Annotated in this window: 22 protein-coding genes; 10 read left to right on the top strand and 12 right to left on the bottom strand. The window is 69.2% G+C overall.

Going from position 1 to position 20333, the window contains the following annotated elements; genetic code table 11:
• The first annotated feature begins 53 nt into the window (after nucleotides 1–53).
• Both ACWD02_RS39235 and ACWD02_RS39230 read left to right on the top strand, forming a co-directional pair.
• Nucleotides 54–620: a TetR/AcrR family transcriptional regulator gene (locus ACWD02_RS39235; RefSeq protein ID WP_451220564.1), complete on the top strand. Its 567-nt coding sequence runs from the start codon at nucleotides 54–56 to the stop codon at nucleotides 618–620.
• A 7-nt stretch (nucleotides 621–627) separates the two neighbouring features.
• Entirely contained in the window at nucleotides 628–1167 is a 540-nt protein-coding gene (locus ACWD02_RS39230) for an SMI1/KNR4 family protein (RefSeq protein ID WP_451220765.1), read from the top strand.
• A 67-nt stretch (nucleotides 1168–1234) separates the two neighbouring features.
• Here ACWD02_RS39230 and ACWD02_RS39225 read toward each other — a convergent pair whose 3' ends face one another.
• Nucleotides 1235–1555, bottom strand: a complete 321-nt coding sequence (locus ACWD02_RS39225; RefSeq protein ID WP_451220561.1) for a DUF6191 domain-containing protein — start codon at nucleotides 1553–1555, stop codon at nucleotides 1235–1237.
• Nucleotides 1556–1669: 114 nt separating this feature from the next.
• The gene (locus ACWD02_RS39220) at nucleotides 1670–3628 is read right to left on the bottom strand and encodes an acyl-CoA dehydrogenase family protein (RefSeq protein ID WP_451220558.1); all 1959 of its coding nucleotides are present in this window, start codon (nucleotides 3626–3628) and stop codon (nucleotides 1670–1672) included.
• Between the two features lie 148 nt (nucleotides 3629–3776).
• Here ACWD02_RS39220 and ACWD02_RS39215 point away from each other — a divergent pair, with 148 nt between their 5' ends.
• From ACWD02_RS39215 to ACWD02_RS39200, 4 genes are all read left to right on the top strand, one after another.
• A complete protein-coding gene (locus ACWD02_RS39215; protein ID WP_451220555.1) occupies nucleotides 3777–4601 on the top strand; it encodes a YwqG family protein in 825 nt (274 codons plus the stop codon).
• A 33-nt stretch (nucleotides 4602–4634) separates the two neighbouring features.
• Nucleotides 4635–5030 (top strand): hypothetical protein, encoded by a 396-nt coding sequence (locus ACWD02_RS39210; protein ID WP_451220552.1) that lies wholly within the window; start codon nucleotides 4635–4637, stop codon nucleotides 5028–5030.
• 111 nt (nucleotides 5031–5141) lie between these two features.
• Nucleotides 5142–6803 (top strand): amidase family protein, encoded by a 1662-nt coding sequence (locus ACWD02_RS39205; RefSeq protein WP_451220550.1) that lies wholly within the window; start codon nucleotides 5142–5144, stop codon nucleotides 6801–6803.
• A 112-nt stretch (nucleotides 6804–6915) separates the two neighbouring features.
• Complete coding sequence (locus tag ACWD02_RS39200; RefSeq protein WP_451220547.1) at nucleotides 6916–7461, top strand: MOSC domain-containing protein; 546 nt, start codon at nucleotides 6916–6918, stop codon at nucleotides 7459–7461.
• Nucleotides 7462–7502: 41 nt separating this feature from the next.
• On the opposite strand, the gene ACWD02_RS39195 is transcribed toward ACWD02_RS39200, so the two are convergent.
• Nucleotides 7503–8144 (bottom strand): TetR/AcrR family transcriptional regulator, encoded by a 642-nt coding sequence (locus tag ACWD02_RS39195; RefSeq protein WP_451220544.1) that lies wholly within the window; start codon nucleotides 8142–8144, stop codon nucleotides 7503–7505.
• Nucleotides 8145–8238: 94 nt separating this feature from the next.
• Here ACWD02_RS39195 and ACWD02_RS39190 point away from each other — a divergent pair, with 94 nt between their 5' ends.
• Nucleotides 8239–9636, top strand: a complete 1398-nt coding sequence (locus ACWD02_RS39190; RefSeq protein ID WP_451220541.1) for an MFS transporter — start codon at nucleotides 8239–8241, stop codon at nucleotides 9634–9636.
• Nucleotides 9633–10853 (top strand): FAD-dependent monooxygenase, encoded by a 1221-nt coding sequence (locus ACWD02_RS39185; RefSeq protein WP_451220538.1) that lies wholly within the window; start codon nucleotides 9633–9635, stop codon nucleotides 10851–10853. Before ACWD02_RS39190 ends, ACWD02_RS39185 begins: the two co-directional genes overlap by 4 nt.
• 30 nt (nucleotides 10854–10883) lie before the next feature.
• On the opposite strand, the gene ACWD02_RS39180 is transcribed toward ACWD02_RS39185, so the two are convergent.
• From ACWD02_RS39180 to ACWD02_RS39155, 6 genes are all read right to left on the bottom strand, one after another.
• Nucleotides 10884–11357: an ATP-binding protein gene (locus ACWD02_RS39180; RefSeq protein WP_451220535.1), complete on the bottom strand. Its 474-nt coding sequence runs from the start codon at nucleotides 11355–11357 to the stop codon at nucleotides 10884–10886.
• Between the two features lie 91 nt (nucleotides 11358–11448).
• Entirely contained in the window at nucleotides 11449–11853 is a 405-nt protein-coding gene (locus ACWD02_RS39175; protein WP_451220532.1) for a response regulator, read from the bottom strand.
• Nucleotides 11850–12962: a PAS domain-containing sensor histidine kinase gene (locus tag ACWD02_RS39170; protein ID WP_451220529.1), complete on the bottom strand. Its 1113-nt coding sequence runs from the start codon at nucleotides 12960–12962 to the stop codon at nucleotides 11850–11852. The genes ACWD02_RS39175 and ACWD02_RS39170 overlap by 4 nt, the downstream gene beginning before the upstream one ends.
• Nucleotides 12962–13573 (bottom strand): response regulator, encoded by a 612-nt coding sequence (locus tag ACWD02_RS39165; protein WP_451220526.1) that lies wholly within the window; start codon nucleotides 13571–13573, stop codon nucleotides 12962–12964. The genes ACWD02_RS39170 and ACWD02_RS39165 overlap by 1 nt, the downstream gene beginning before the upstream one ends.
• Before the next feature lie 77 nt (nucleotides 13574–13650).
• Nucleotides 13651–14082: an STAS domain-containing protein gene (locus tag ACWD02_RS39160; RefSeq protein WP_451220523.1), complete on the bottom strand. Its 432-nt coding sequence runs from the start codon at nucleotides 14080–14082 to the stop codon at nucleotides 13651–13653.
• A gap of 364 nt (nucleotides 14083–14446) precedes the next feature.
• Nucleotides 14447–14890 (bottom strand): MarR family winged helix-turn-helix transcriptional regulator, encoded by a 444-nt coding sequence (locus tag ACWD02_RS39155; RefSeq protein ID WP_451220520.1) that lies wholly within the window; start codon nucleotides 14888–14890, stop codon nucleotides 14447–14449.
• A 158-nt stretch (nucleotides 14891–15048) separates the two neighbouring features.
• Here ACWD02_RS39155 and eno point away from each other — a divergent pair, with 158 nt between their 5' ends.
• Both eno and ACWD02_RS39145 read left to right on the top strand, forming a co-directional pair.
• A complete protein-coding gene (gene eno, locus ACWD02_RS39150) occupies nucleotides 15049–16338 on the top strand; it encodes a phosphopyruvate hydratase (RefSeq protein WP_451220517.1) in 1290 nt (429 codons plus the stop codon).
• A gap of 71 nt (nucleotides 16339–16409) precedes the next feature.
• Nucleotides 16410–17219 (top strand): leucine-rich repeat domain-containing protein, encoded by an 810-nt coding sequence (locus tag ACWD02_RS39145; protein ID WP_451220515.1) that lies wholly within the window; start codon nucleotides 16410–16412, stop codon nucleotides 17217–17219.
• A 41-nt stretch (nucleotides 17220–17260) separates the two neighbouring features.
• Here ACWD02_RS39145 and ACWD02_RS39140 read toward each other — a convergent pair whose 3' ends face one another.
• The 3 genes from ACWD02_RS39140 to ACWD02_RS39130 form a co-directional block, all read right to left on the bottom strand.
• Nucleotides 17261–18391, bottom strand: a complete 1131-nt coding sequence (locus ACWD02_RS39140; RefSeq protein ID WP_451220512.1) for a SpoIIE family protein phosphatase — start codon at nucleotides 18389–18391, stop codon at nucleotides 17261–17263.
• Between the two features lie 485 nt (nucleotides 18392–18876).
• Nucleotides 18877–19743, bottom strand: coding sequence for an alpha/beta fold hydrolase (locus ACWD02_RS39135; protein ID WP_451220510.1), 867 nt, complete (start codon nucleotides 19741–19743; stop codon nucleotides 18877–18879).
• Nucleotides 19736–20332, bottom strand: coding sequence for a TetR/AcrR family transcriptional regulator (locus ACWD02_RS39130; protein ID WP_451220507.1), 597 nt, complete (start codon nucleotides 20330–20332; stop codon nucleotides 19736–19738). The genes ACWD02_RS39135 and ACWD02_RS39130 overlap by 8 nt, the downstream gene beginning before the upstream one ends.
• Nucleotide 20333 lies beyond the last annotated feature (1 nt).

Below are 20333 nucleotides of genomic sequence, written 5' to 3'. Positions count from 1 at the left end.
TGGACCAGTGATCCGAATATATGGACCAGTGATCCGGATAGTCAAGGGGACCGATGCGGGCCGACGCCAGGAAGAACCGCGACCACCTGCTCGCAGTAGCGGGCACCGCTCTCGCCGAGGAAGGCGTCGAGGTGTCCCTGCGCGACATCGCGCGCAGGGCGGATGTCGGGCTCGCGACGCTGCTGCGGCACTTCCCGACGCGCGAGGCGCTGCTCGATGCCCTGCTCCGTACGAGCTTCGACGAGCTGACGGCGAAGGCGTGCGCGCTCGAGACGTCGAGTCCGCCCGAGGACGCTCTCGTCTCCTGGCTGCGCGACTGCGTCGCGTGGACGACCGAGTACCGGGGCGTGACCGTGCTGATGGCGGCCGCCATCGAGGACCCCGACTCCGCACTCCATGCTTCGTGCGTGACCCTGCGCGCGGCCGGTGCGCGGCTGCTCACGCGTGCCCAGGCGGCGGGCATGGCGCGCAAGGACATCGATGGCGCCGATCTGTTCGCGCTGGTGGCCATGCTCGCCTGGACGGGCGACCAACCCTCGCTCGCGCCAAGCGCCGATCACCTCTTCGAAGTTGTGGTGAGCGCGATTCTGACGACGGCGAGGAGCGGCGGTGCCGAGTAGTCGCCCGGTGCGATCGGCCGTCGAACGCCTCACCGCGCTCGTTCCGCCTCCGGGCCCGCGCCGCTCACGGGACTGGATCGCCGTGGAGCAACAGCTCGGCACGGCCCTGCCACAGGACTACAAGGAACTCGTCGAGGTCTACGGAGGCGGAATCTTCGACGAGGAGATCTGGCTCCTGGACCCCGAATGCCCCGACAAGGACTGCAACCTCCTTGACGAGGCCAAGGCGCGTGCGGAGATCCTGGCGAACTTGTGGGAGACCGAACCCAAGCCGCCTCAACTGCTGGAGGACGACGGCGCCCAGGTGCTGCCCTGGGCCTACGTCGAGGGCAGCGGCGCCATGCTGTACTGGCTGCGCCGTCCGGGGCAGCAGCCGGATGAGTGGACCACCCTGTTCAACGAGGGCCGGGGCCCTGAGTGGGAGCATCACCCGCACTCCTGCGCGCAGTTCCTCCTCCTGGTGCTCACCGGCGAAGCCGACACGGTCTACTTCGACGACTTGCCCCCCGAGCGGCACCAGTTCGAATCCAACGACGACGTCCTCTGACGGACGACCCGGGGGCAGGCCTTGAGGAAGCGGCGTCCGTCCTCGCGGCCAGGTGGCACCGGCTTGCCTACTGGGCGGAGCGGGGTATCCGGACGACGGCTGTGCCGCCCTCCAGATTCACCGTCGTCCTGTTCGGCGGCGCTCCGTCATCCTCGTTGTCGGGCATGACCAGAGCCGACTGCCGCTCCTTCAGTTCGTGCTGCTTGCCCGGTGACAGCGCCCCGTGCAGCTGCTCGAACCCGGTCGCCGACACCTGCCCCTGGCGGGCACTGTTGCGCCACGGCAGCATCCAGGCCTGTCCGGCGCGCAACAGCAGCTGATCGACGAAGGCCAGCAGCGTCAGCACCACGACCAGCCCGGGCAGCGTCATGAAGAAGACGAATTCCATACCGTCAGAACCCGCAGGGATGGCTCAAGGTTCCCTTGAGCCGCCTGCCGCCGCCTGCCGGCGCCATGCCGCCGTCTCGCCCGTGGCCGTGGAGCCCTCGCGATGATCCCCAGGTCACCCCACCAGATCAGGCGCACGCAGCAGCTGCGGCGGGATGCCCCAGGCGTCGACGAGGTCGGTGGCGAGGGGGCGGATCTTGCGGCACAGGTCGTTCACCTCGCGGCGGATCGCCTTCGAACGCTGTGTCGTCAGGCGGCCGTGTTCCATGAACCAGGCACGGTCCGCCTCGATGGTGGAGAGGGCGAAGAGGTCGCACAGCAGCCCCAGTGCGACCTTGTTGTCGCCGTCGGGCAACTCGCGCATCTTGTCGACGAACGCCTCGAGCACCAGGCGCTCCACATGAGCGTGGGCCACCGCGATGACGTGGTCCTGCACCTGCGAGAAGACGACGCCGGGATGGGTCTTCTGGTCCATTCCGCGCTTGAGGCGACGCGCGACGCCGGCGAGCATGTGTTCCTCGCGGAAGCGGAGCATGGCCAGTTGATACTCCGAGTCGAACAGGCCTGCTTCCTGGTCCCACTCGTCGCCGCCGGGCAGCAGGTCGCGTACCCGCTCGAGCAGTTTGTGGGCCGAGGTCTTCTCGATGACCGTTTCAACGGCGAGGTTGGTGACGTAGCGGACCATGCCGAGCTGGTCCAGGTTCTCGAACTCGCTGGCGTAGTGGGTGAGCAAGCCCTTCGCCACCAGCTGGAGCAGAACGTGGTTGTCGCCCTCGAACGTCGCGAAGACGTCGCTGTCGGCCTTCAGGGCGGCGAAGCGGTTCACGGCGAGGTAGCCGGCGCCGCCGCAGGCCTCGCGGCACTCCTGGATCGTGCGGGTGGCGTGCCAGGTGCCGAGTGCCTTGGTGCCTGCGGCCCGTGCCTCCAGTTCGCGTCGGGCGAGGTCGTCGTCATCGCCACCCGAGAAGACGTCGTGCAGCTGTGTGCGGACGACGTCCTGGGCGAAGTGCAGCGCGTAGGTGCGTGCGATGAGCGGGAGCAGTCGGCGCTGGTGCATGCCGTAGTCGAGGAGCACCTGCTCCTCGGTGTCCGAGGCGGCCTGGAACTGCCGCCTGCGCACGGCGTACTTGGTGGCGATCGCCAGGGCGACCTTGGCGGCGTTGATGGCGCCGCCGCCGACGCTGACCCGTCCCTGGACCAGCGTGCCGAGCATGGTGAAGAAGCGGCGGTCGGGGTTGTCGATCGGGCTCTGGTAGTCGCCTTCAGGGGTGACGTCGGCGAACTGGTTGAGCAGCGCCTCGCGTGGCACGCGTACGCCGTCGAACCAGATGCGGCCGTTGTCGACGCCGTTGAGTCCCATCTTGCGGCCGTCGTCCTCGATCCGGACGCCGGGGGCCACCTCACCGCCGACGCGGATCGGCACGACGAACGCGTGCACGCCCTCGCGCTTTCCGTCCACCTCGAGCTGGGCGAAGACGACCGTCAGCTCGGCGTGCCGGGCCGCGTTGCCGATGTAGTCCTTCCGAGCCTCGTCCCCGCCGGTGGTGATGACGAACTCCTGGCTGTCGGCGTCATACCGAGCCACCGTGCCGAGCGCCTGGACATTGGAGCCGTGCCCGGTCTCGGTCATCGCGAAGCACCCCATCAGCTCCCCGGTGATCAGGCGCGGCAAATAGGCTTCGTGGTGACGCCTGGTGCCCAGGTGCAGGATGGCTCCGCCGAAGAGCCCGAACTGCACGCCGACCTTCACCAGCACCGACAGATCGCCGAAGGCGAGCGTCTCGAACGCGGCGATCGACGCACCGATGTCACCGCCCCCGCCGTACTCCTTCGGGAAGCCCATGCCCGTCTGGCCCGTCGCCGCCATCTCGACGACGACCTCACGCACCCGCTCGCGGAACGCGTCGAAGCCGAGCTCCTCCGCTTCGTCCAGTACGCCCGCGTACGTCGTCAGGTTGGTGCGAACCAGATCGCGGACCTCGGCGTATTCGCCGTCGAGCAGCTCGGCGAGAGCCTGGACGTCGACGGTGGGCTGCGCGTAGCCGCTCGGGGAGGCAGAGCTTTCGGTGACCATGTCGCCCTGCTACCCGCGCGTAAGAGGATCAAATCGGTCGCCTGGTCCATCTGCGCCGCCGCCGCGAGGGTGCCCGATGAATGGAACCGTCGGGGGGCGGAATCGACGAGGGGGCGGAATCGTCGGCGGGGCGGTGCATGATCGGCGTATGACATGTCCTCCCACGTCGCTGAGCGGTGGCTGGGTCTGCTCCGTCCGGCTGTCCGGCTCGACGCGGCAGGGGAAGCGAGCACCGTGGTGGGCCGGCTCGGTGGTGTGCCGCGTCTCCCCGGCGGACGTGGAATGGCCGTCCTGGCAGGGGCACGGGCCCCTTTCCTTCGTGGCCTCGCTGGACTGCGGCGCGCTGCCCGTCGCCGAACTGGACATCGATCTCCCGTCCGAGGGAACTCTGTCGTTCTTCTACTTCGACGGACAGCTGGACGACGGCGACGCACAGGTGCTGGTGGAGGACCGCGAGAGCTGGGCAGGCGCGCGGGTCCTGTACACATCGCCCGACGAGACGGCGGCCGAGCGCGCCGCACCCCAGGGACTGCAGACGTATCCGCAGGTACTGCTCGCCGCCCGGCCCGGCCTGACCGCGGCCGAGCCCTGGCATCCTCAGGTCCGAGACGCCTTCGCGCCCGGGGCTCCGCTGGGACACCGTTACGACCATCCCGTGTGCGCGCAGGAATTCCTCGAGGCGGTGTGGGAGTTCGACGTCGCGGCGGGTCATCAGATCGGCGGTCACGCGCATGCGGTGCAGAACCCGGTGGAGATCGAGGTGGCGGAAGCGGTCCTCGGGGAGGCCGCGGCCGGCGACGCGCTGGCCCTCGGAGAGGAGGCCGGCAACTGGGTACTGCTGGCCCAGTTCGACAGCGACGACGACGCCGCCATGATGTGGGGCGACGCCGGCACGCTGTACTGGCTCATCCGCCCCACGGACCTGACCGAGCGGCGCTTCGACCGGGCGATGTTCACCTGGCAGTGCGGCTGATCAGTACGGCACTGTTCCGGTGCTTGGGCGCGTGTGCGCACGGAGCTCGCCGCACGGCAGACGTTGCTCCTGGAGGAAGGATCAGTCCGCAACGCCGCCCGCTGGCACCGCCTCACGGCTGAGAACCTCGACGAGGTGCGCGCCGGTTTCAGCCCGCGCGCCCTGCTGACCGTCTGGCCCGGCCTGGACCCCGAGGTCGGAGCGGTTCTCGCGGCGCTGCCCGAGGAGGGAACGGTGGACTTCGTCTGGGAGGCGCAGGACGGGACGATCAGCCGCATGATCGTCGACGACAGCGAGTACGAGGACCTCGCCGCCCTGGCCGCCGGCATGCGGGCGGCCTGCGCCCTGCCCATGGACCTCGACGAGCATCACCCGTTGCTCTGCGCCGCCCTGCCCGACAGCGACGGCGTGCTGCGCGCCACGTGGTGACCTGCCATCAGCCCCCGGGTGAGCCCGTGTGCGCGGGTTCTCAGCTCGCGGAGTATCTGAGTCTCCCGGCCCCCTTGCGCCGGACGTGGCTGCTGTAGTCCGCTGGCCCGCATGGGGAAGAGGAGCATTGCCGCAATGACCGCCGCCCTTGTCGCGGGGTCGCTTCTGACGGGCGTACCGCATGCCGGTGCGCAGGCCGCCGGGCATTCCGCCGAGAGCTCATCGCCGCCGACCGGGTCGCCTCACGTTGCCGGGGTCGACCTGGACACCGTGACGATTCCGGAGTTACAGGCGCGCATGGGGGAGGGGTCGCTGACCTCGTCGACGCTGACCAGGGCCTACCTGCGGCGCATCGCGCACGTCGATCCCAGGATTCACTCGGTGCTGCGCACCAGCCCGACGGCCCTGCGCCAGGCGGCCGCCAGCGATGTGCGCCACCGACGCGGGAAGACACTTGGGCCGTTGGACGGCATCCCCGTTCTGCTCAAGGACAACGTGAACACCCGGGACATGCCGACGACGGCCGGGTCGCTCGCGCTCGCCGGAAGCCCGCCGGACACCGACGCCGCGCTGGTGACCCGGTTGAGGAAGGCCGGGGCGGTGATTCTCGGCAAGACGAACCTGTCCGAATGGGCCAACTTCCGTGCCGCGAAGCCGACATCGGGCTGGTCGGCGGTGGGCGGCCAGACCAACAACCCCTACGTACTCGACCGCAATCCGTGCGGATCGTCCTCCGGTTCCGCCGCCGCGCTCGCCGCGTCCTTGTCGCAGGTGGCGATCGGCACCGAGACGGACGGCTCCATCGTGTGCCCGGCCGGGATGAACGGTGTCGTCGGCCACAAGCCAAGCCTCGGCCTGGTCAGCCAGTCAGGCGTGGTGCCGATCTCCGCCGAGCAGGACACCGCCGGGCCCATGGCGCGCAATGTGATCGATACCGCGCTGACGCTTTCGGTGCTGAGCGAGCGCGAGGGCTCGCGTGGTGACGGCGCCCGCTCCGGCACCCTCCCGGGCCTCTCAAGCCACCGCGGCCCGTCAGGCTTCGCGGCCAAGGACGCGGCGGCCGACCAGGCGGGCACCAGCCTCCGCGGCAAGCGGATCGGCCTGTGGCGCCTGCCCTCGCTGGGAGGGGACGTGGACGCGGTGATGACCCGTACGGCGAAGAAGCTGCGCAAGGCCGGAGCGGTGGTCGTCGAGGTGACACCCCCGTACCAGGCACGGCTGGCCGAACTCGAGTTCCCGGCGCTGCTCAGCGAGTTCCACCGGGACATCGACGCCTACCTCGGCACGCGCAAGGGGCCCCGTGACCTGGCCGAGCTGATCGAGTTCAACCGCGCCCACCCCGAGGAGCAGACCTGCTTCGCCGGACAGGAGCTGTTCGAGCAGGCCCTCGCGGCGCCGTCCACCAGCGACCCCGATTACCGGGCGATGCGCGCCGAACTGAAGGACCTCTCGAGGCGCTCCATCGACGAGACCATGTCCGCCCACCGCCTGGACGCCATCGCCGCGCCCACGAACCCGCCGGCCTGGACCACCGACTGCGCGCGCGGCGACAACGACGTCATCCCCTCCTCCACCCCGGCGGCCGTTGCCGGATACCCGTCCCTCTCGGTGCCCGCCGGGACCGTGAACGAACTGCCGGTCGGTCTGCTCCTGATGGCGGGCGACCATCAGGACGCCGAGCTCCTGTCACTGGGGGCCGGGGTGGAGGACCGTCTCAAGGCCTGGCGAGCACCGCGTTACCTGCCGACGGTCGGGTCCGGCGCGCAGAAGTGACCGGGCGGAGCTCGGCGAGCTCCGCCCGCGGCTCACTGCTTGATTCCTCACCAAGCTTTTTCCGTGGCCCTTAGGATTCACCGTTCGCGGAATGACAACAGGGGAGGGCGCGATGGCTGCGCAGGTCGCGGCAGTGAGCCGCAACGAGGTGTATTCGTTCAGCAAGCCCAATCGCGATGCCATCAACCTGCTCACGGGGCTCGGCGTGGAAGGAGACGTGCACGCAGGTAAGACGATCCGACATCAGTTCCGCATGACCTACGAGCCGGACCTGCCCAATGTGCGCCAGGTCCACCTGATGCACGAGGAGCTCTTCGACGAACTCGCGCTCAAGGGATTCACGGTCCGCGCGGGCCAGCTCGGTGAGAACGTCACGACGCGCGGGGTGGACCTGTTGGGGCTGCCCACCGGCGCTCTGCTGCATCTCGGAGAGCAGGCGGTGGTCGAGGTGACAGGACTGCGGAACCCATGCGCGAAGATCAACGACTTCCGCAGGGGTTTGCTCGGTGAGGTGTTCGCCATGGATCCCGTTTCCGGTGAGTTCACCTTCAAGAGCGGCATCATGGCTGTGGTCCGCCGTGGCGGGATCGTGCGCCCCGCCGATCCCATCCAGGTCGAGACCCCGCCCCTTCCGCACCACCCGCTCGAGCGGGTCTAGGGCCTACCGATGTCGTGTGTTCAACTGGCCGCACTGCGGGACTACTTGGCCTGGTAGGCCCGCAGAAAGGTCCGTACTCCCTCGACGATCAGCGGCCGGACCCGTGTGTCCTCCGCGGCGTTGGCCGAACCGAACCTGTTGAGCGCGACGTTGAAGGTCAGCGCGATGAACTGGTCGGCCGCGAGGCGGGCGTCGGGGACGTCGAGCAGGCCGGCCTCGGCGAGGGCGGCGAACCGCTCGGCGAGTGCCTCGTCGGGGGCGTCGGCCATGGAGTTCTCGCCGCCGTCCGGCAGTTGGCCGGACTGTGTTCGGACCAGCCTCTGCAGCGTGGCGTACTCCGCTGAGCCGAGCATGTCGGTCGCGATGCGCATCGAGAACGTGACCAGCACGTCCTCCAGAGCGGCGGTCTCGGTGAGGTCGGAGGGGTCGGTGAGGGTGTCGTCGAGGATGCGCCGGATCGTGGTGATCAGTGACTGGCCGATGCCGTCGACGACTGCTTGCAGCAGTGTCTGCTTGTCGCCGAAGTAGTCATAGACCGTCCGCTTGGACACCTCGGCCCGGGCGGCGACCGCGTCGACGCTGGTGCGGTCGAAGCCGTCGGCGAGGAACAAGTCCCGGGCCGCGGAGAGGATGGCGGCCCGCTTCTTCGTGGATCCCTCGCGCAGTGTCTTCGTGGTTGGCATGGCCGTATCTTAACTCGACTTTACTACACCGTGTAGTGTAATTCTTGGTCGAGGGGAGACCGCAACCCATCCGGCAACGAGGGAAGGGAAGTTCATGACCACCACAACCCTGGCGCCCCAAGTCCGTATCGGGAGAGCCGCGATCGCGGCTCTCGGTGCGCTGGCAGCCGCCACCGGGGCCCTGGAGTCGGTGGTGACACCGACGCTCCCGCTGCTGCAACGCGAGTTATCGATGAGCCGCGCGCAAGGGGCGCTTCTCGGCATCACCATGCTCATCACCGGTGCGCTCGTCACGCCCGTCGCGGGCAACCTCGGTGACCGCTACGGCGGAAAGCGCGTCATGATCCGGCTGATGGCGGTGGTCGCGGCGGGTGGTCTGGTGTCCTCGCTGGCCCCGAACCTGCCGGTGCTGTTGTTCGGTCAGGTACTGGAAGGCGCCATGGTCGGCGCGATGCCTCTTTCGTTCATCCTGGTACGCAAGCACCTCCCGTCGGGAGAGTCCCAGGTGGCCATCGGGGTGGTCAGCGGGCTGTTCGTGGGCGGAGGCATGCTGGGCACACTGATGGCCGGGCCCATCGCCGAAGGGCTGTCCCGGCACTGGATGTTCGCGATACCGACGATGGCGATCGTCGTGGCGACCCTGTTCGTCCACAAGCTGATGCCGGATGATCCGCCGGCCCGCTCGGACGCCAGGATCGACTGGCCCGGCCTTGCCCTGCTGAGCGGCATTCTGCTGACTCTCATGCTCGGGCTCTCGATGGCGCCCGAGGTCGGCAGCCGGCCGTTCGCGCTCGCCGCACTCGTCGTGCTCCTGGCCCTCCTGGTGACCGGATGGGTCGCCGTTCAGCGCCGGTCACCCTCGCCCATGGTCGATCTGCACCTGCTGGCCAAGCCCGCGATCTGGAGCTCGTACGTCGTCACCTTCGCCGTCTGCGTGGGTACCTCGGTGTCGATGTATCTCGTCCCGCAGCTGTTCGACGTGTCCGCCGACGGGTACGGCTTCGGGGCCAGCTCGACCGACATCGGACGGTATCTGCTGCCCGGCGCCATCGCGGGGGCGATCAGCGGGCCGCTGGGCGGGGCCGCGGCGCGGCGTTTCGGCTCAAGGACCGTGGTCGCGGCCGGAATCGGCGTCATGACGGCCACCCTGCTCTCCCTGGCGTTCCTGCACGCCGAGGTCTGGCAGCTCGTCGTCGGCAAGGCCCTGATCGCTCTGGCCAGCGGTGTCTGCATCACGGCGATGGTCGTCAAGACCGCCACCTCCGTCGATCACGAGAACACCGGAACGGCCACCAGCCTGGTCCTGGTGACGCGGGTGATCGGCTTCGCCGCAGGCGCCCAGATCTCCGGCGCCATCCTCACGGCCGGGACCCGCCCCGGAGCGGACGACCCGGCCGAATCGGCCTTCGCCACCGGCTTCGTCGTCGCCGGCACCGTCACGGCACTGTCCCTGCTCGCTGTCCGCGCCATGAACAAAGGAGTCAAGCGATGACCCGCACCGATCAGTTCACGGACAGCCGTACCGCGCCCAGGCGCAAGGTCCTGATATCGGGGGCCAGCATCGCGGGCCCCGCCCTCGCGTTCTGGCTGACCCGGCACGGATACGCGGTCACGGTGGTGGAGCAGGCGTCCACGCCGCGTAGCGGCGGCTACCCCATCGACATACGCGGCACCGCCCTGGAGGTCGTCCGCAGGATGGGCATCCTGCCCCAGCTACGGGACGCGCACATCGACACGCGCCGGATCACCTTCCTCGACGCGGACGGCGGCAAGGTGGCCGCGATCAACCCGCACACCGTCGCCGGCAGCGTCGCGGGCGAGGACATCGAGGTGCGGCGCGGGGACCTGACCGACGCTCTGTACGCGGCGGTCCGCGACGACGTGGAGTTTCTGTTCGACGACTCCATCGACACCCTCGACCAGTCCGGCCACGGGGTCGACGTCACCTTCCGCGGGGGCGGCAGGCGTACGTTCGACATGGTGTTCGGCGCGGACGGCCTGCACTCACGTACCCGGAAGCTGCTGTTCGGGCCCGAAGAACAGTTCCACCGATACCTCGGGTACTGCTTCGCCGTGTTCACCATGCGCAACACCTTCGACCTCTCCCACGAGGTCATGATGTGGAACACCCCGGGCAGAGCAGCCGCTCTCTACGCCGTGGAGAACACGGCCGCAGTGCACGCCTTCTTGAACTTCGCCCGACCGGAACCGCCCTTCGACGCGTTCCGCAGTCCAGAAGCCCAACGAGAGCTGGTGGCCTCGGCTTTCGCCGAGGCGGGGTGGGAGGTGCCGGGAATGATCGCCGCCCTGCACGACGCGGACGACCTGTACTGCGACGTGGTCAGCCAGATCCGCATGCCACGCTGGTCCAGCGGCCGGGTCGCACTGCTGGGCGACGCCGCGTACGCACCCTCGTTCCTCACCGGACAAGGCACCAGCCTCGCGCTCGTCGGTGCGTACATGCTCGCCGCCTCCCTGGCCGACCGGGACCCCACCGCGGGATTCGCCGCCTACGAACACAGCACCCGCGCGTTCGTGACCGTGAACCAGGGACAGATCAGCAAGGGGGAGGCCACCCTCTTCCCCACCACGACCCGCGCCCTCACCCAACGCAACAACATGCTGCGCAACCTCAGCACCATGCCCGCGAACCAGGGCCGACGGGCGCACGCGGCTCTCACCCTGCCCGAATTGACGCCCGTGAGGTGACGCGCTGCTCGCCGAGCGCGGGGGATCACTTCACACGATGCGGTCGGCCGGCCTTCCGTCCGCATCGTCGGCCAGGCCGAGAACCGCGGTGATGCGCTTGCCCGACGGTTCCCGGTCCACCTGGAGTTTGCGGCACACGGCCTGCACGACCTCCAGGCCGTGCTGTCCCAGGCGGTTCGGATCCGGCGCCGAGACCGCGGGCAGTGCGGAGTTGCTGTCCCGTACGGTGACCTTGATGTCGGCTCCCTGCACCGTGAGGGCGAGCAGACAGGGCCCTGGCGCGTACTTGCGGGCGTTGGTCACCAGCTCGCTGACCACCAGCTCCACCAACCCCGTGGTCTGACTGGACACGGGGAGCCCGTGAACGGAGCGTAGGTCTGCCAAGAAGTCACGGGCCAGATGCCGCGCGTGCGCGATCCCCTCGCTGCCCTCGAACAGCTGGGAGACCGACACCGCCCCGTTGGTTGCCGACGGCTGGCTGTCATCGCCCGCTGTTCGATCCATGCAGTCCGCCTTGCTCCTCGATCAGCCCGGCCTCATGCGGCCCGACTACCCCCATAACTGCGCTTAATCCGCCCCGGCGGAGGGCCTGGGCTCAGCGTACTGCTGCCGCCTGGCGCAAAGCTGTGAGGAGTTCCCTGTTGCTGGCACCTTTCAGTACGTAGGCAACGACGCCCGCGTTCTTCATCAGCTCGATGGAGCCCTTGTCGTCATAGGCGGAGAACGCCACGATGCGGCTGGCCGGTGAACACTGGGCGATGCCTTGGGCGACGACGTGGCCACCGCCGGGGAAGCGGAAATCCAGGACGACGAGGTCCGGTCGGCGGTGGGAGGCGAGTTGCAGCGCCTGCTCGCTGTCCCGCGCGGTGCCCACGACCTCCATGTCGGACTGTGCCCGCACGACCTCGCTCAGGGTGTCGAGGAGCAGTGCGTTGTCGTCGCAGAGTATGACGCTGAGAGGTGAACGGGGGCGGCCGTCCGCGGGAGTCGCCGCGGTCACGGCGCCTCGTCCGGTGCTGCCGCAGGTGACGGCGGAATCGGAAGGGGGTTCGGCAGCCAGAACTCGACGGTCGTGCCCGTGCCGGGACGGCTGTGCATGGACCACCAGCCGCCGGCCGTTTCGGCTCTTTCCCGCATTTCGATGACTCCGAAGTGATCACGGGCGCTGTCCCGGGAAATAGGTGCGCCGGTCCCGTCGTCCGCGACGCGCGTCACGATGCCCCCGTCGGCGGACGCGACACGCACGTCGACCCTGCTCCCACGCGCGTGCTTGTGCACATTCAGCAATGCCTCTTGGACGATACGGAAGATGGTGATGCCAGTCTCGGGTGAGGGTTCACGATCCAGCTGGTGCTCGAAGGAGTAGGGCATGCCCCAGGAATCGCCCACGACATCGGCCAAGTGGCTGGAAAGGCCGTCGACCAGGCCATGTCTGTCGATCCCGGGCGGATGCAGCCGGAAGGTCAGACTGCGCAGGCGGCTGATCGCCTCGCGCACCGATACGTCCAGGCGCTGCAGTTCCGCGGCGTACGACTCCGGCACCCGGTCCGCAAGGAGCTCCAGCCGCATCGCGACGGCGACCATGGCCTGGATGGAGTCGTCGTGGACATCCCACGCGATGCGGCGTCGTTCCGTTTCCTGCGCCTGGACCAGGTGATCGAACAAGCGTCGACGCTCGCTGAGGGCGTGCTGCGCCGCCCGCCGCTCCGACATGTCACGGGTGACCTTGCCGAATCCCCGTAGTACGCCCTTCTCGTCCCACAGGGCGGTGATGACGACGTTCGCCCAGAAACGGGAGCCGTCCTTGCGGACGCGCCACCCCTCGTCCTCCAGCCTGCCGTCGGCCACGGCGGTCTCCAGCTCCCATTGGGGCTTGCCGGAGGCCTGGTCCTCGGGCGGATAGAAGACGGAGAAGTGCTGTCCGACGACGTCTTCGGCTCGGTATCCCTTGATCCGTTCCGCTCCCGCGTTCCAGCTGATGATGTGGCCCTGGGGGTCGAGCATGAAGATGCCGTAGTCCAGCACGCCTTGAACCAGCAGGGTGAACGCGGCTTCCGACATCGGGGCCGCCTGTTTGCGCGCGCGCTTGTGCTGTCGCGGCTCCTGCATCAAGTGAGAAGCCCTTCACGTCGCGCGATCGTCACGGCTTCCAGCTGGGAACGCGCTCCCAGCTTCTCCAGCACCCGCTGGACGTGGTTGCGCCCGGTGTTGAGCGCGACTCCCAGCTGATCGCTGATCTCGGTGGTGCTGCGGCCTTGCCCCAGGAGCTGCAGAGCCTCCCGCTCCCGAGGAGTCAGGTTCGCGCCGAGGCTCGGCGTTCTGCCCGCCAGCCGTCCCAGTACGTCGCCCAGCAGCTCCTGGCTGAACACCACCTCCCCCGCCGCCACCCGGCGAACGGCATCCTCCAGTTCGCTCAGTCCACGGGCCTTCAGGATCAGGCCGGCCCCGCCCGTCTCCGCGACGCGCGCGGCCACCGATGCGCTGCCTTCGCCCGCCAGGACCAGTACCCGTGCATCGGGCCGGAGTGCCAGCAGATCGGCGATGGCGGTGACCCCGTCGCCGTCCGGCAGTCGTCGGTCCATCAAAACGACGTCAGGTTCACATCGCCCGGCATCGGCCAGCGCTGACGCCACCGACGCCGCGTGGCCCACGATCTGCAGATCGGGCGACCGCTCCAGGGCGAGGCGGATGGCCTCGGCCACCATGTCGTGATCCTCCACCAACAGGATTCTGATCGGTCGGCTGTGCGGGGGAGACGAAGGCATTAGTGCATCCTTGCAGGTGGCGGACTGCACGATCATGCCAGAAGGTCCCGAAGCGGCGACTCGTCGGTGGCCACAGCGCTACCGCGGTGGGTTGCGGCCGTGTCCGCAGCGTAGAGATCGGTTTCCGCCTCCGTGTCCGTAAAGGTGTTGCCCTCGGTGAAGATGCCGTCGGCCCCGATCAACGCGAGGAGCCGCGCCAACTGCGGCCCGACCCCTTCGACGTAAAGATCCACGCCACCGCGAAGAACGGAAATCCGCGCCGTCAACAAGGAGTTCAGGCCGGCGCAGTCGCAGAAGGAGATGCCGGCCAGATCGAGGCACAGGCTCGTCGGCTGCTTGGCCAGACAGGCGGCGACCGCCTCGAGGGCGCAGGGTGCGGTGTCGAAGTCGAGTTCACCGGCGAGCGTCACTCGGGCGTGGCCGGAGTGGACGACGGCGTGCGACGTGAACGGATAGAAGGTCACAGGGCCTCGCGCCTCTCAGTGCTCACGTGCGACGCGTACCGGCGCAGCGCGATCCCGCGGTCCCTGCCCGCGGAGGGAGCTCCTGCTGTCAGCTGCGGCATCACTACCTCATAGCCTCATAGTGCGAGGGCACCAGTTGCGCTCTAGTGAATCTGCACTAGGAGCGGAAGTCAACACGCGTCAGCGGAGGTTGACGGCGGCGAGTGGCGTGTGAGCTGCGGACGCCGGAGGGCCGACGTGTTGGGCGTGAGTGCTCCTGTGGCCGCTGGTGCGTCGGCCTCAGGGGTGGCGGCCCCATTTTGCGGACGGCGTCACCAGGGATCGCCCGACGAGTCCCAGGCTGAGGGCGGCCGGGCAACGGTCCTTATGGGTGCTCGGAGAGTCCCCGGCGGGCGGCCAGTCGCTCCATCAGGGCCGTGCTGCGCGCGAGCAACTCTCGCTCTTCGTCCGTGAGTTCCGCCTCGATGGCCAGGGCCAGCCATCCGGCCCTGCGGCCGCGTTCGGCTTCCAGCGCGGCCCGGCCCGCTTCGGACAAGTCGAGCAGGGTCTTGCGGCCGTCCGTGGGGTGGGGCATGCGGGTGAGCAGGCCCTGCTCGAGGAGGAGGCCGACCGCGCGGGCCATCGACTGCGGGCGTACGCGCTGGTCGGTCGCGAGGTCGCTGGTGGTCATGGCGCCGTCGCGGTCCAGGACGCCGAGTACGGCGACCTGCCCGTGCGGGATCCGGTCCTCGTGCTTCACGCGCCGGGTGAGCTTGCCCATCGCGGTGCGCAGTTCGGCGGCGACGGTGGCGGCTTGCGGGGTGGGCATAGGGCACTTTAACCCGGAACCGCCGTCATGCAGCAGAACTGAACAGCATGACTAAACAGCCGAACTGAACAGCAATGCTGTATTGTTCTGTCTCGTCGGGCCGAGCGCCAGCGTCGTCGCAGCCGCGGCCCGGCAGGCGACAACGGGAAGGAACTCCCATGCCCGCAGCTACAGTTGAGTCGACCAGTGTCCGCGGCGTCACCGCCCGCACCGTCCTCGACAGTCGCGGCAACCCCACCGTCGAGGTCGACGTCGTCCTCGCCGACGGATCGCTGGGCCGTGCCGCAGTCCCCTCCGGCGCCTCGACCGGTGCGCGGGAAGCGGTGGAGCTGCGCGACGGCGACCAGCAGCGGTGGCACGGCAAGGGTGTCGACCGGGCCGTGGCCCATGTGAACGGCGAGATAGCGGATGCCGTCACCGGGCGCGATGCCGACGACCAGGCCGGCCTCGACGCCGCGCTCGTCGCCCTCGACGGCACGCCCACCAAGGCGCGGCTCGGCGCCAACGCCCTGCTCGGGGTATCCCTGGCCACGGCGAAGGCCGCCGCCCTCTCGCACCGGCAGCCGCTGTACCGCTACCTCGGCGGGGCCGACGCCCGCGTACTGCCGGTGCCGATGATGAACATCGTCAACGGCGGCGCCCACGCCGACAATCCGCTGGACTTCCAGGAGTTCATGATCGCACCGGTGGGTGCGGGGACCTTCGCCGAGGCCGTCCGGATGGGCTCCGAGGTGTTCCACACGCTCCGCCGCGACCTGCTGGCCGCGGGCCACTCCACCGCCGTCGGCGACGAGGGCGGCTTCGCGCCTGCGCTGCGCACGGCCGAGGAGGCACTGGACTTCGTCATGGCCGCGATCGAGCGGACCGGGTATCGGCCCGGCCCGGACATCGGCCTTGTCATGGACCCGGCGTCGTCGGAGTTCTACCGGGGCGGCGTGTACGAGTACACGGGGGAGGGGGTGCGGCGTACACCCGCCGAGCAGGTCGACTACTTCGCCAAACTGATCGACGCGTACCCGATCGTCTCGGTGGAGGACCCGATGGCCGAGGACGACCACGACGGATGGCGCGAGCTGACGGAGCGGGTCGGGGCGAGGTGTCAGCTGACCGGGGACGACGTCTTCTGCACCAACGAGGCGCTCGTACGGGACGGCATACGTACGGGAGTGGGCAACGCGGTCCTGATCAAGGTCAACCAGATCGGGACGCTGACCGAGGCACTCGGGACGGTGAATACCGCGCGGCGCGCCGGCTGGGCGGTGGTCATTTCGCACCGCTCCGGCGAGACGGAGGACACGACCATCGCGGACCTGGCCGTGGCCACGGGGTGCGGACAGATCAAGACGGGATCGCTCTCTCGGTCGGACCGCACGGCCAAGTACAACCAACTGATCCGGATCGAGGAGGAGTTGGGGGAGTCGGCGATGTACGGATACGCCGCTGGGTGAGCCCCGTCCGGTCGGCGGCGGTCCCGAACAACCAGTCAGGCGAATCGAGCCGGCCCTCGTATCGTTGCGCCATGGCAAGCGACAGAGAGCCGCAGACCTTTGTGAACCGCTGGGGTGACTCGTCAACCCCGGGCCCGGGGAAGCCTGGAGGGCGCCAGGACGCCTGCGCGTGCTTCGACCAGTACGGGCCGGCTCCGCGCGCCCGGGTCGGGTTTCACGCCGAGCGCCAGGACACCTCCGCGCCGGGCTGGCTTCGTCTGCTGGAGATGATCGACGAGGCCGCCGCCGACGGGCGCGAGGAGTTCCGCCCTCTGGAGGAGTTGAGCCCGGAAGAGCGGCGGCAGATCGTCACCCTGCCTTCGCGCATCGCCCGGCTGACAGCAGTCAGGCATCTCGTGCTCTACCGCAGCAACCTGGTCCGGATCCCGCCCGAGATCGGGGCCATGACCAACTTGGAGGAGTTCACGCCCTATACCTCGCGCCGGCTGCATTGGTTCCCCTACGAACTCACCCGGTGCACCAGGCTGACCCGCAGCACGGTGAGCACGCGCGCGTTGTTCGGCAATTCCAGGTTCCGGCCGCCGTTCCCGCGGTTGCGGGCGGCCGAGCGTTCGGTCACGGACCTCGACCCGGCAGCCCTGGACCCCCGACGCCGGGGTGCCACGGCCATTCACCGTTGCAGCGTCTGCGACGGCCCGATCAGAGCGGGCGAGATCGACCAGAGGTGGCTCTCGCTGCGGGTGGCCACCGACGTACTGCCCATGCTGGTCAACGCCTGCTCATCGGCGTGTGTCGACTCCCTGCCCAGTGGCGCTGACGACCACATCCCGACGCCGCACAAGGGCGGCCGAGTCGACCAGCCGCCGCCCGACGAGGACTGACCGGCCAGGCGCTGTTTCGGCAGTCCGCCCCCCGGGGTTGCTTATGCCGCCGTGCTGCTGCCCTGGTTCGTGTCCGCGGTTTCGAAGGGGGCGGGGGTGGCGGGCTCCACCAGCATCAGCGTGGCCTCCCCCGGGGAGGAATCCCCGGCGTGCGCACGCAGCTCGGCCACCAGGCCGTCCAGCAGCCTGCTGGGTTCGCTGCCGTCGAGTGCGAGGGCCTTATCGGTGAGCGAGGGCGAAGTCGCGGCTGAGTCCGTGGTCGACGTTTCCGCCGCCTCACCTGTCGCCACGAGGAGCCGACGGTGGGGTGAGAGGGCCACCTTGGTCACGTATACGGGGATGCTCTTGCTGCTCAGTGCGAAGCGCCCCAGGGGCGGCACGGGCGTGAGGATCTGTACGGGGCTGATCGAGCCCTCGGTCAGGACGTACGGCGGTTGGTGTCCGCAGCAGACGATGTCGGCCTCGGAGCCGTCGGACGGAAGGCTCATGAGTACGAGCTTGGCGCGCACTGTGCTGTGCTGGCTGAGCCCCACGTCGAGCCTGCGGGCGATCTCGGCGAGGCTGCCCTCGGCCTCGGCGAGCCGTTGCCAGCGATAGCGCAGGTCACTGGCTGCTCCTGAGGCGGCCCCCGACTCGTCGGCGACGTCGGCGAGGAGCAGGCGGACCCCGAAGGGGGTGGCCTTCACGTCGTCAAGGAGGGTGCTGTTTCCGTGTGGGGCGGAACCCGGCACCCTGCGGAACTCTCCCCGCACCTGTGCGAGCTGCCAGGCTCCGGCCACCTCTTGGTCCGGGCGCCCGGATGGTGAGCCCTCTACGGCTCTGAGCGGGGCGGCAGTCGTGCGTGAGCGCCCGAGATACCAGATGACCCACGTGACCAGCACGATGTCGACGAGGGTGAACAAGACCACCAAGGGGCGACTGCGCCACTCGTCGGTGCTGACGAAGAGCGCCGTGGCGAAAGCGAGCACGCCGGGGGCGAGGGCCCGATGACGCGGGCCGGGCAGCAAGAGCCCGAACGCCGGGACGGCGGCGAGGCCGACCATGATTCCCCGGTGAGCGCTGTGGTAGGCGAAGTCGAGGATGCCGAGCGCGAACACGGCGCAGAGGACCGCGAGTGAGGTCAGGCGCATTTGCGGGCTGTCGCTCTTGCCGGACACGGGTTGGGGGTCCACCCGCATGCACCGTCCTCCCGTGCTCGCTGTGCGCACAGCGTATCGCCAATGCTAAGTGGCGCAGGGCGGTTTCGCGGCTGTCGCCCGTGTCGCGAACAGGTTCGGTCCTGTCCTGCGTGCGGGGGGACGAGAGACGGTGGCGGCGCCGCAGCACCACTCGACCGCACCGCCGAGACGAAATCGCTGAGCAGCCCCGCCGGGTTGAGGGTGACGGGGCGTGCGGATGAACAGCCTGTGCAGCCAACGGAGTTGTCGCATCGACGTGCTTCTCGTCGAGCGCGCTTGATGGTACGTGGCCTGCCTCCGTCAGGTCGTTGAACCCTGCACTGACTCTTCCCTTTGGGTAGGCGGGCGCGGAACGCGGAAGCCGTTGAGCTGCTCCCGGTGAAGGTTCGGCGTGCCGGGAGATTGGCGTTTCATGACCTGTGCACGACCAATCTGCGGGTTTGCAATGGTGTAACGCACGCGCCCTGCACTCACGTGCTTCAGTCGCGGAGTGCCTTGCGAAGGAGTTCGCCGAACTGGGCCGGATGCGTGGTCAGGCCGGTGTGCCCGCCGGGGAAGTGCAGGAGTTCCGTGCCGAAGCGCTCGGCCATCAACGCGGCCGGACGGTAGGGCAGTTCTCCTCGCGAGTCCTGTCCGGCGGCGAGCACGAGCTGGTCCGACAGCTCCGCCAGCCGGTGCAGGTCCGGGGTGTAGGACATGAAGGCGGGGACGATGCGGCCGACGAAGTACGGCAGGTTGGCCATGGTCTGTTCTGCCCTCGCCGCCGCCTGGGGCGGAAGCTCGATCTCGGCCTTCGGCTCGACGGTGCTGGTGCTGGTGCTGTTGCCGGCGTCGCTGTCGCTGTCCTTCTTGAGCCCTGCCGCGAACACCTGCATCGCAGGCATGAGTCCTTGCGTGCGGAACACCTCCTGCACGCGCGCTATGAGGGCGAGATGAGTGGAGGCATCCGGCAGGACCGCCACCGCCGGCGGCTCGTGTGCCACGACGCGCTGGACGCGCTCAGAGCGGGTGGTGAGCAGATGCAGGGCCGCGATGGCGCCCGAACTGGAGCCGAACACCCGGGCGGGCTCGCCGGGTGACAGCAGTTCCAGCAGTCGGAAGGCGTCGTCGGCGTGTTCGGCCACGTTCTGCTCGGCCTCGGGGTCGTCCAGCGTGCTGCGGGACATGCCGCGCGGATCGTAGGTGGCCACTGTGTATTCGACGGCCAGGTCGTCGGCGAGCTCGTCGAAGGAGGCCGCCCCGCCCGATCCTCCGGGGATCAGCAGCAAGAGCGGGCCCTGGCCGCGCACTTCGTAGTGCAGAGTTGCGCCGTTCACGCGCAGGCTGCCGATGGTCGGGTCAGTCATGGAGGGTCTCCTTCTCGGGACGGGGCCAGCTCTCCAGGAGGGTGTGCAGGGCGTCGAGGGCGCGAGCCCAGGAATGCTGCGGCGAACGCCGGTTGGCGAACCCGCCCGCGGCCTCCAGGGCGACGAACCCGTGGAAGGTGCTGCGCAGCAACCGGACCGCGTCGGTCAGGTCAGGCTCGGCCAGTCCGTAGCCGTGCAGCATGCCGTAGGTCAACTCGACCGCGCGCCGAGGGCCCGGCGCCTGCGCGGCGAGCTCGGGGTCGATCTGGATCTGGGTCTGGGTCGCCATGTAGCGGCCGGGGTGCTGGTGTGCGTACTCCCGCCAGGCGTTCGCGAAGGCGACCAGCGCGTCCTTGCCCGACCGGCCGGCGGTCGCCTCCGCGATGCGGATGGTCTTCTCGTCCGCCGCCAGCAACGCGATCCGCCCGCGCAGATCCTCCAGGCCGCGCACGTGCGTGTAGAGGCTCGCGTCCTTCACACCGAGCCGCCGGGCCACCTGCGACATGGTCACCTGGTCAAGCCCCGCCTCGTCCGCCAGTTCGGCGCCCGCGACGGTCACCCGCTCCGCCGTCAGCCCTGCCCGCACCATG

The sequence above is a fragment of the Streptomyces sp. NPDC002853 genome, from assembly GCF_053591915.1.
The sequence above is the reverse complement of the archived record's forward strand: the minus strand, read 5'-3'. Positions and strand labels throughout refer to the sequence as shown.

Bases quoted from the DNA above. Each gene is read 5' to 3' on its own strand.
- ACWD02_RS39190 (WP_451220541.1), top strand. From the start codon at position 8,239: ATGACCACCACAACCCTGGCGCCCCAAGTCCGTATCGGGAGAGCCGCG.
- ACWD02_RS39155 (WP_451220520.1), bottom strand. From the start codon at position 14,890: ATGCCCACCCCGCAAGCCGCCACCGTCGCCGCCGAACTGCGCACCGCG.
- ACWD02_RS39185 (WP_451220538.1), top strand. From the start codon at position 9,633: ATGACCCGCACCGATCAGTTCACGGACAGCCGTACCGCGCCCAGGCGC.
- ACWD02_RS39135 (WP_451220510.1), bottom strand. From the start codon at position 19,743: ATGACTGACCCGACCATCGGCAGCCTGCGCGTGAACGGCGCAACTCTG.
- ACWD02_RS39220 (WP_451220558.1), bottom strand. From the start codon at position 3,628: ATGGTCACCGAAAGCTCTGCCTCCCCGAGCGGCTACGCGCAGCCCACC.
- ACWD02_RS39170 (WP_451220529.1), bottom strand. From the start codon at position 12,962: ATGCAGGAGCCGCGACAGCACAAGCGCGCGCGCAAACAGGCGGCCCCG.
- ACWD02_RS39130 (WP_451220507.1), bottom strand. From the start codon at position 20,332: ATGGTGCGGGCAGGGCTGACGGCGGAGCGGGTGACCGTCGCGGGCGCC.
- ACWD02_RS39215 (WP_451220555.1), top strand. From the start codon at position 3,777: ATGACATGTCCTCCCACGTCGCTGAGCGGTGGCTGGGTCTGCTCCGTC.
- ACWD02_RS39145 (WP_451220515.1), top strand. From the start codon at position 16,410: ATGGCAAGCGACAGAGAGCCGCAGACCTTTGTGAACCGCTGGGGTGAC.
- ACWD02_RS39205 (WP_451220550.1), top strand. From the start codon at position 5,142: ATGGGGAAGAGGAGCATTGCCGCAATGACCGCCGCCCTTGTCGCGGGG.
- ACWD02_RS39225 (WP_451220561.1), bottom strand. From the start codon at position 1,555: ATGGAATTCGTCTTCTTCATGACGCTGCCCGGGCTGGTCGTGGTGCTG.
- ACWD02_RS39180 (WP_451220535.1), bottom strand. From the start codon at position 11,357: ATGGATCGAACAGCGGGCGATGACAGCCAGCCGTCGGCAACCAACGGG.
- eno (WP_451220517.1), top strand. From the start codon at position 15,049: ATGCCCGCAGCTACAGTTGAGTCGACCAGTGTCCGCGGCGTCACCGCC.
- ACWD02_RS39200 (WP_451220547.1), top strand. From the start codon at position 6,916: ATGGCTGCGCAGGTCGCGGCAGTGAGCCGCAACGAGGTGTATTCGTTC.
- ACWD02_RS39235 (WP_451220564.1), top strand. From the start codon at position 54: ATGCGGGCCGACGCCAGGAAGAACCGCGACCACCTGCTCGCAGTAGCG.
- ACWD02_RS39195 (WP_451220544.1), bottom strand. From the start codon at position 8,144: ATGCCAACCACGAAGACACTGCGCGAGGGATCCACGAAGAAGCGGGCC.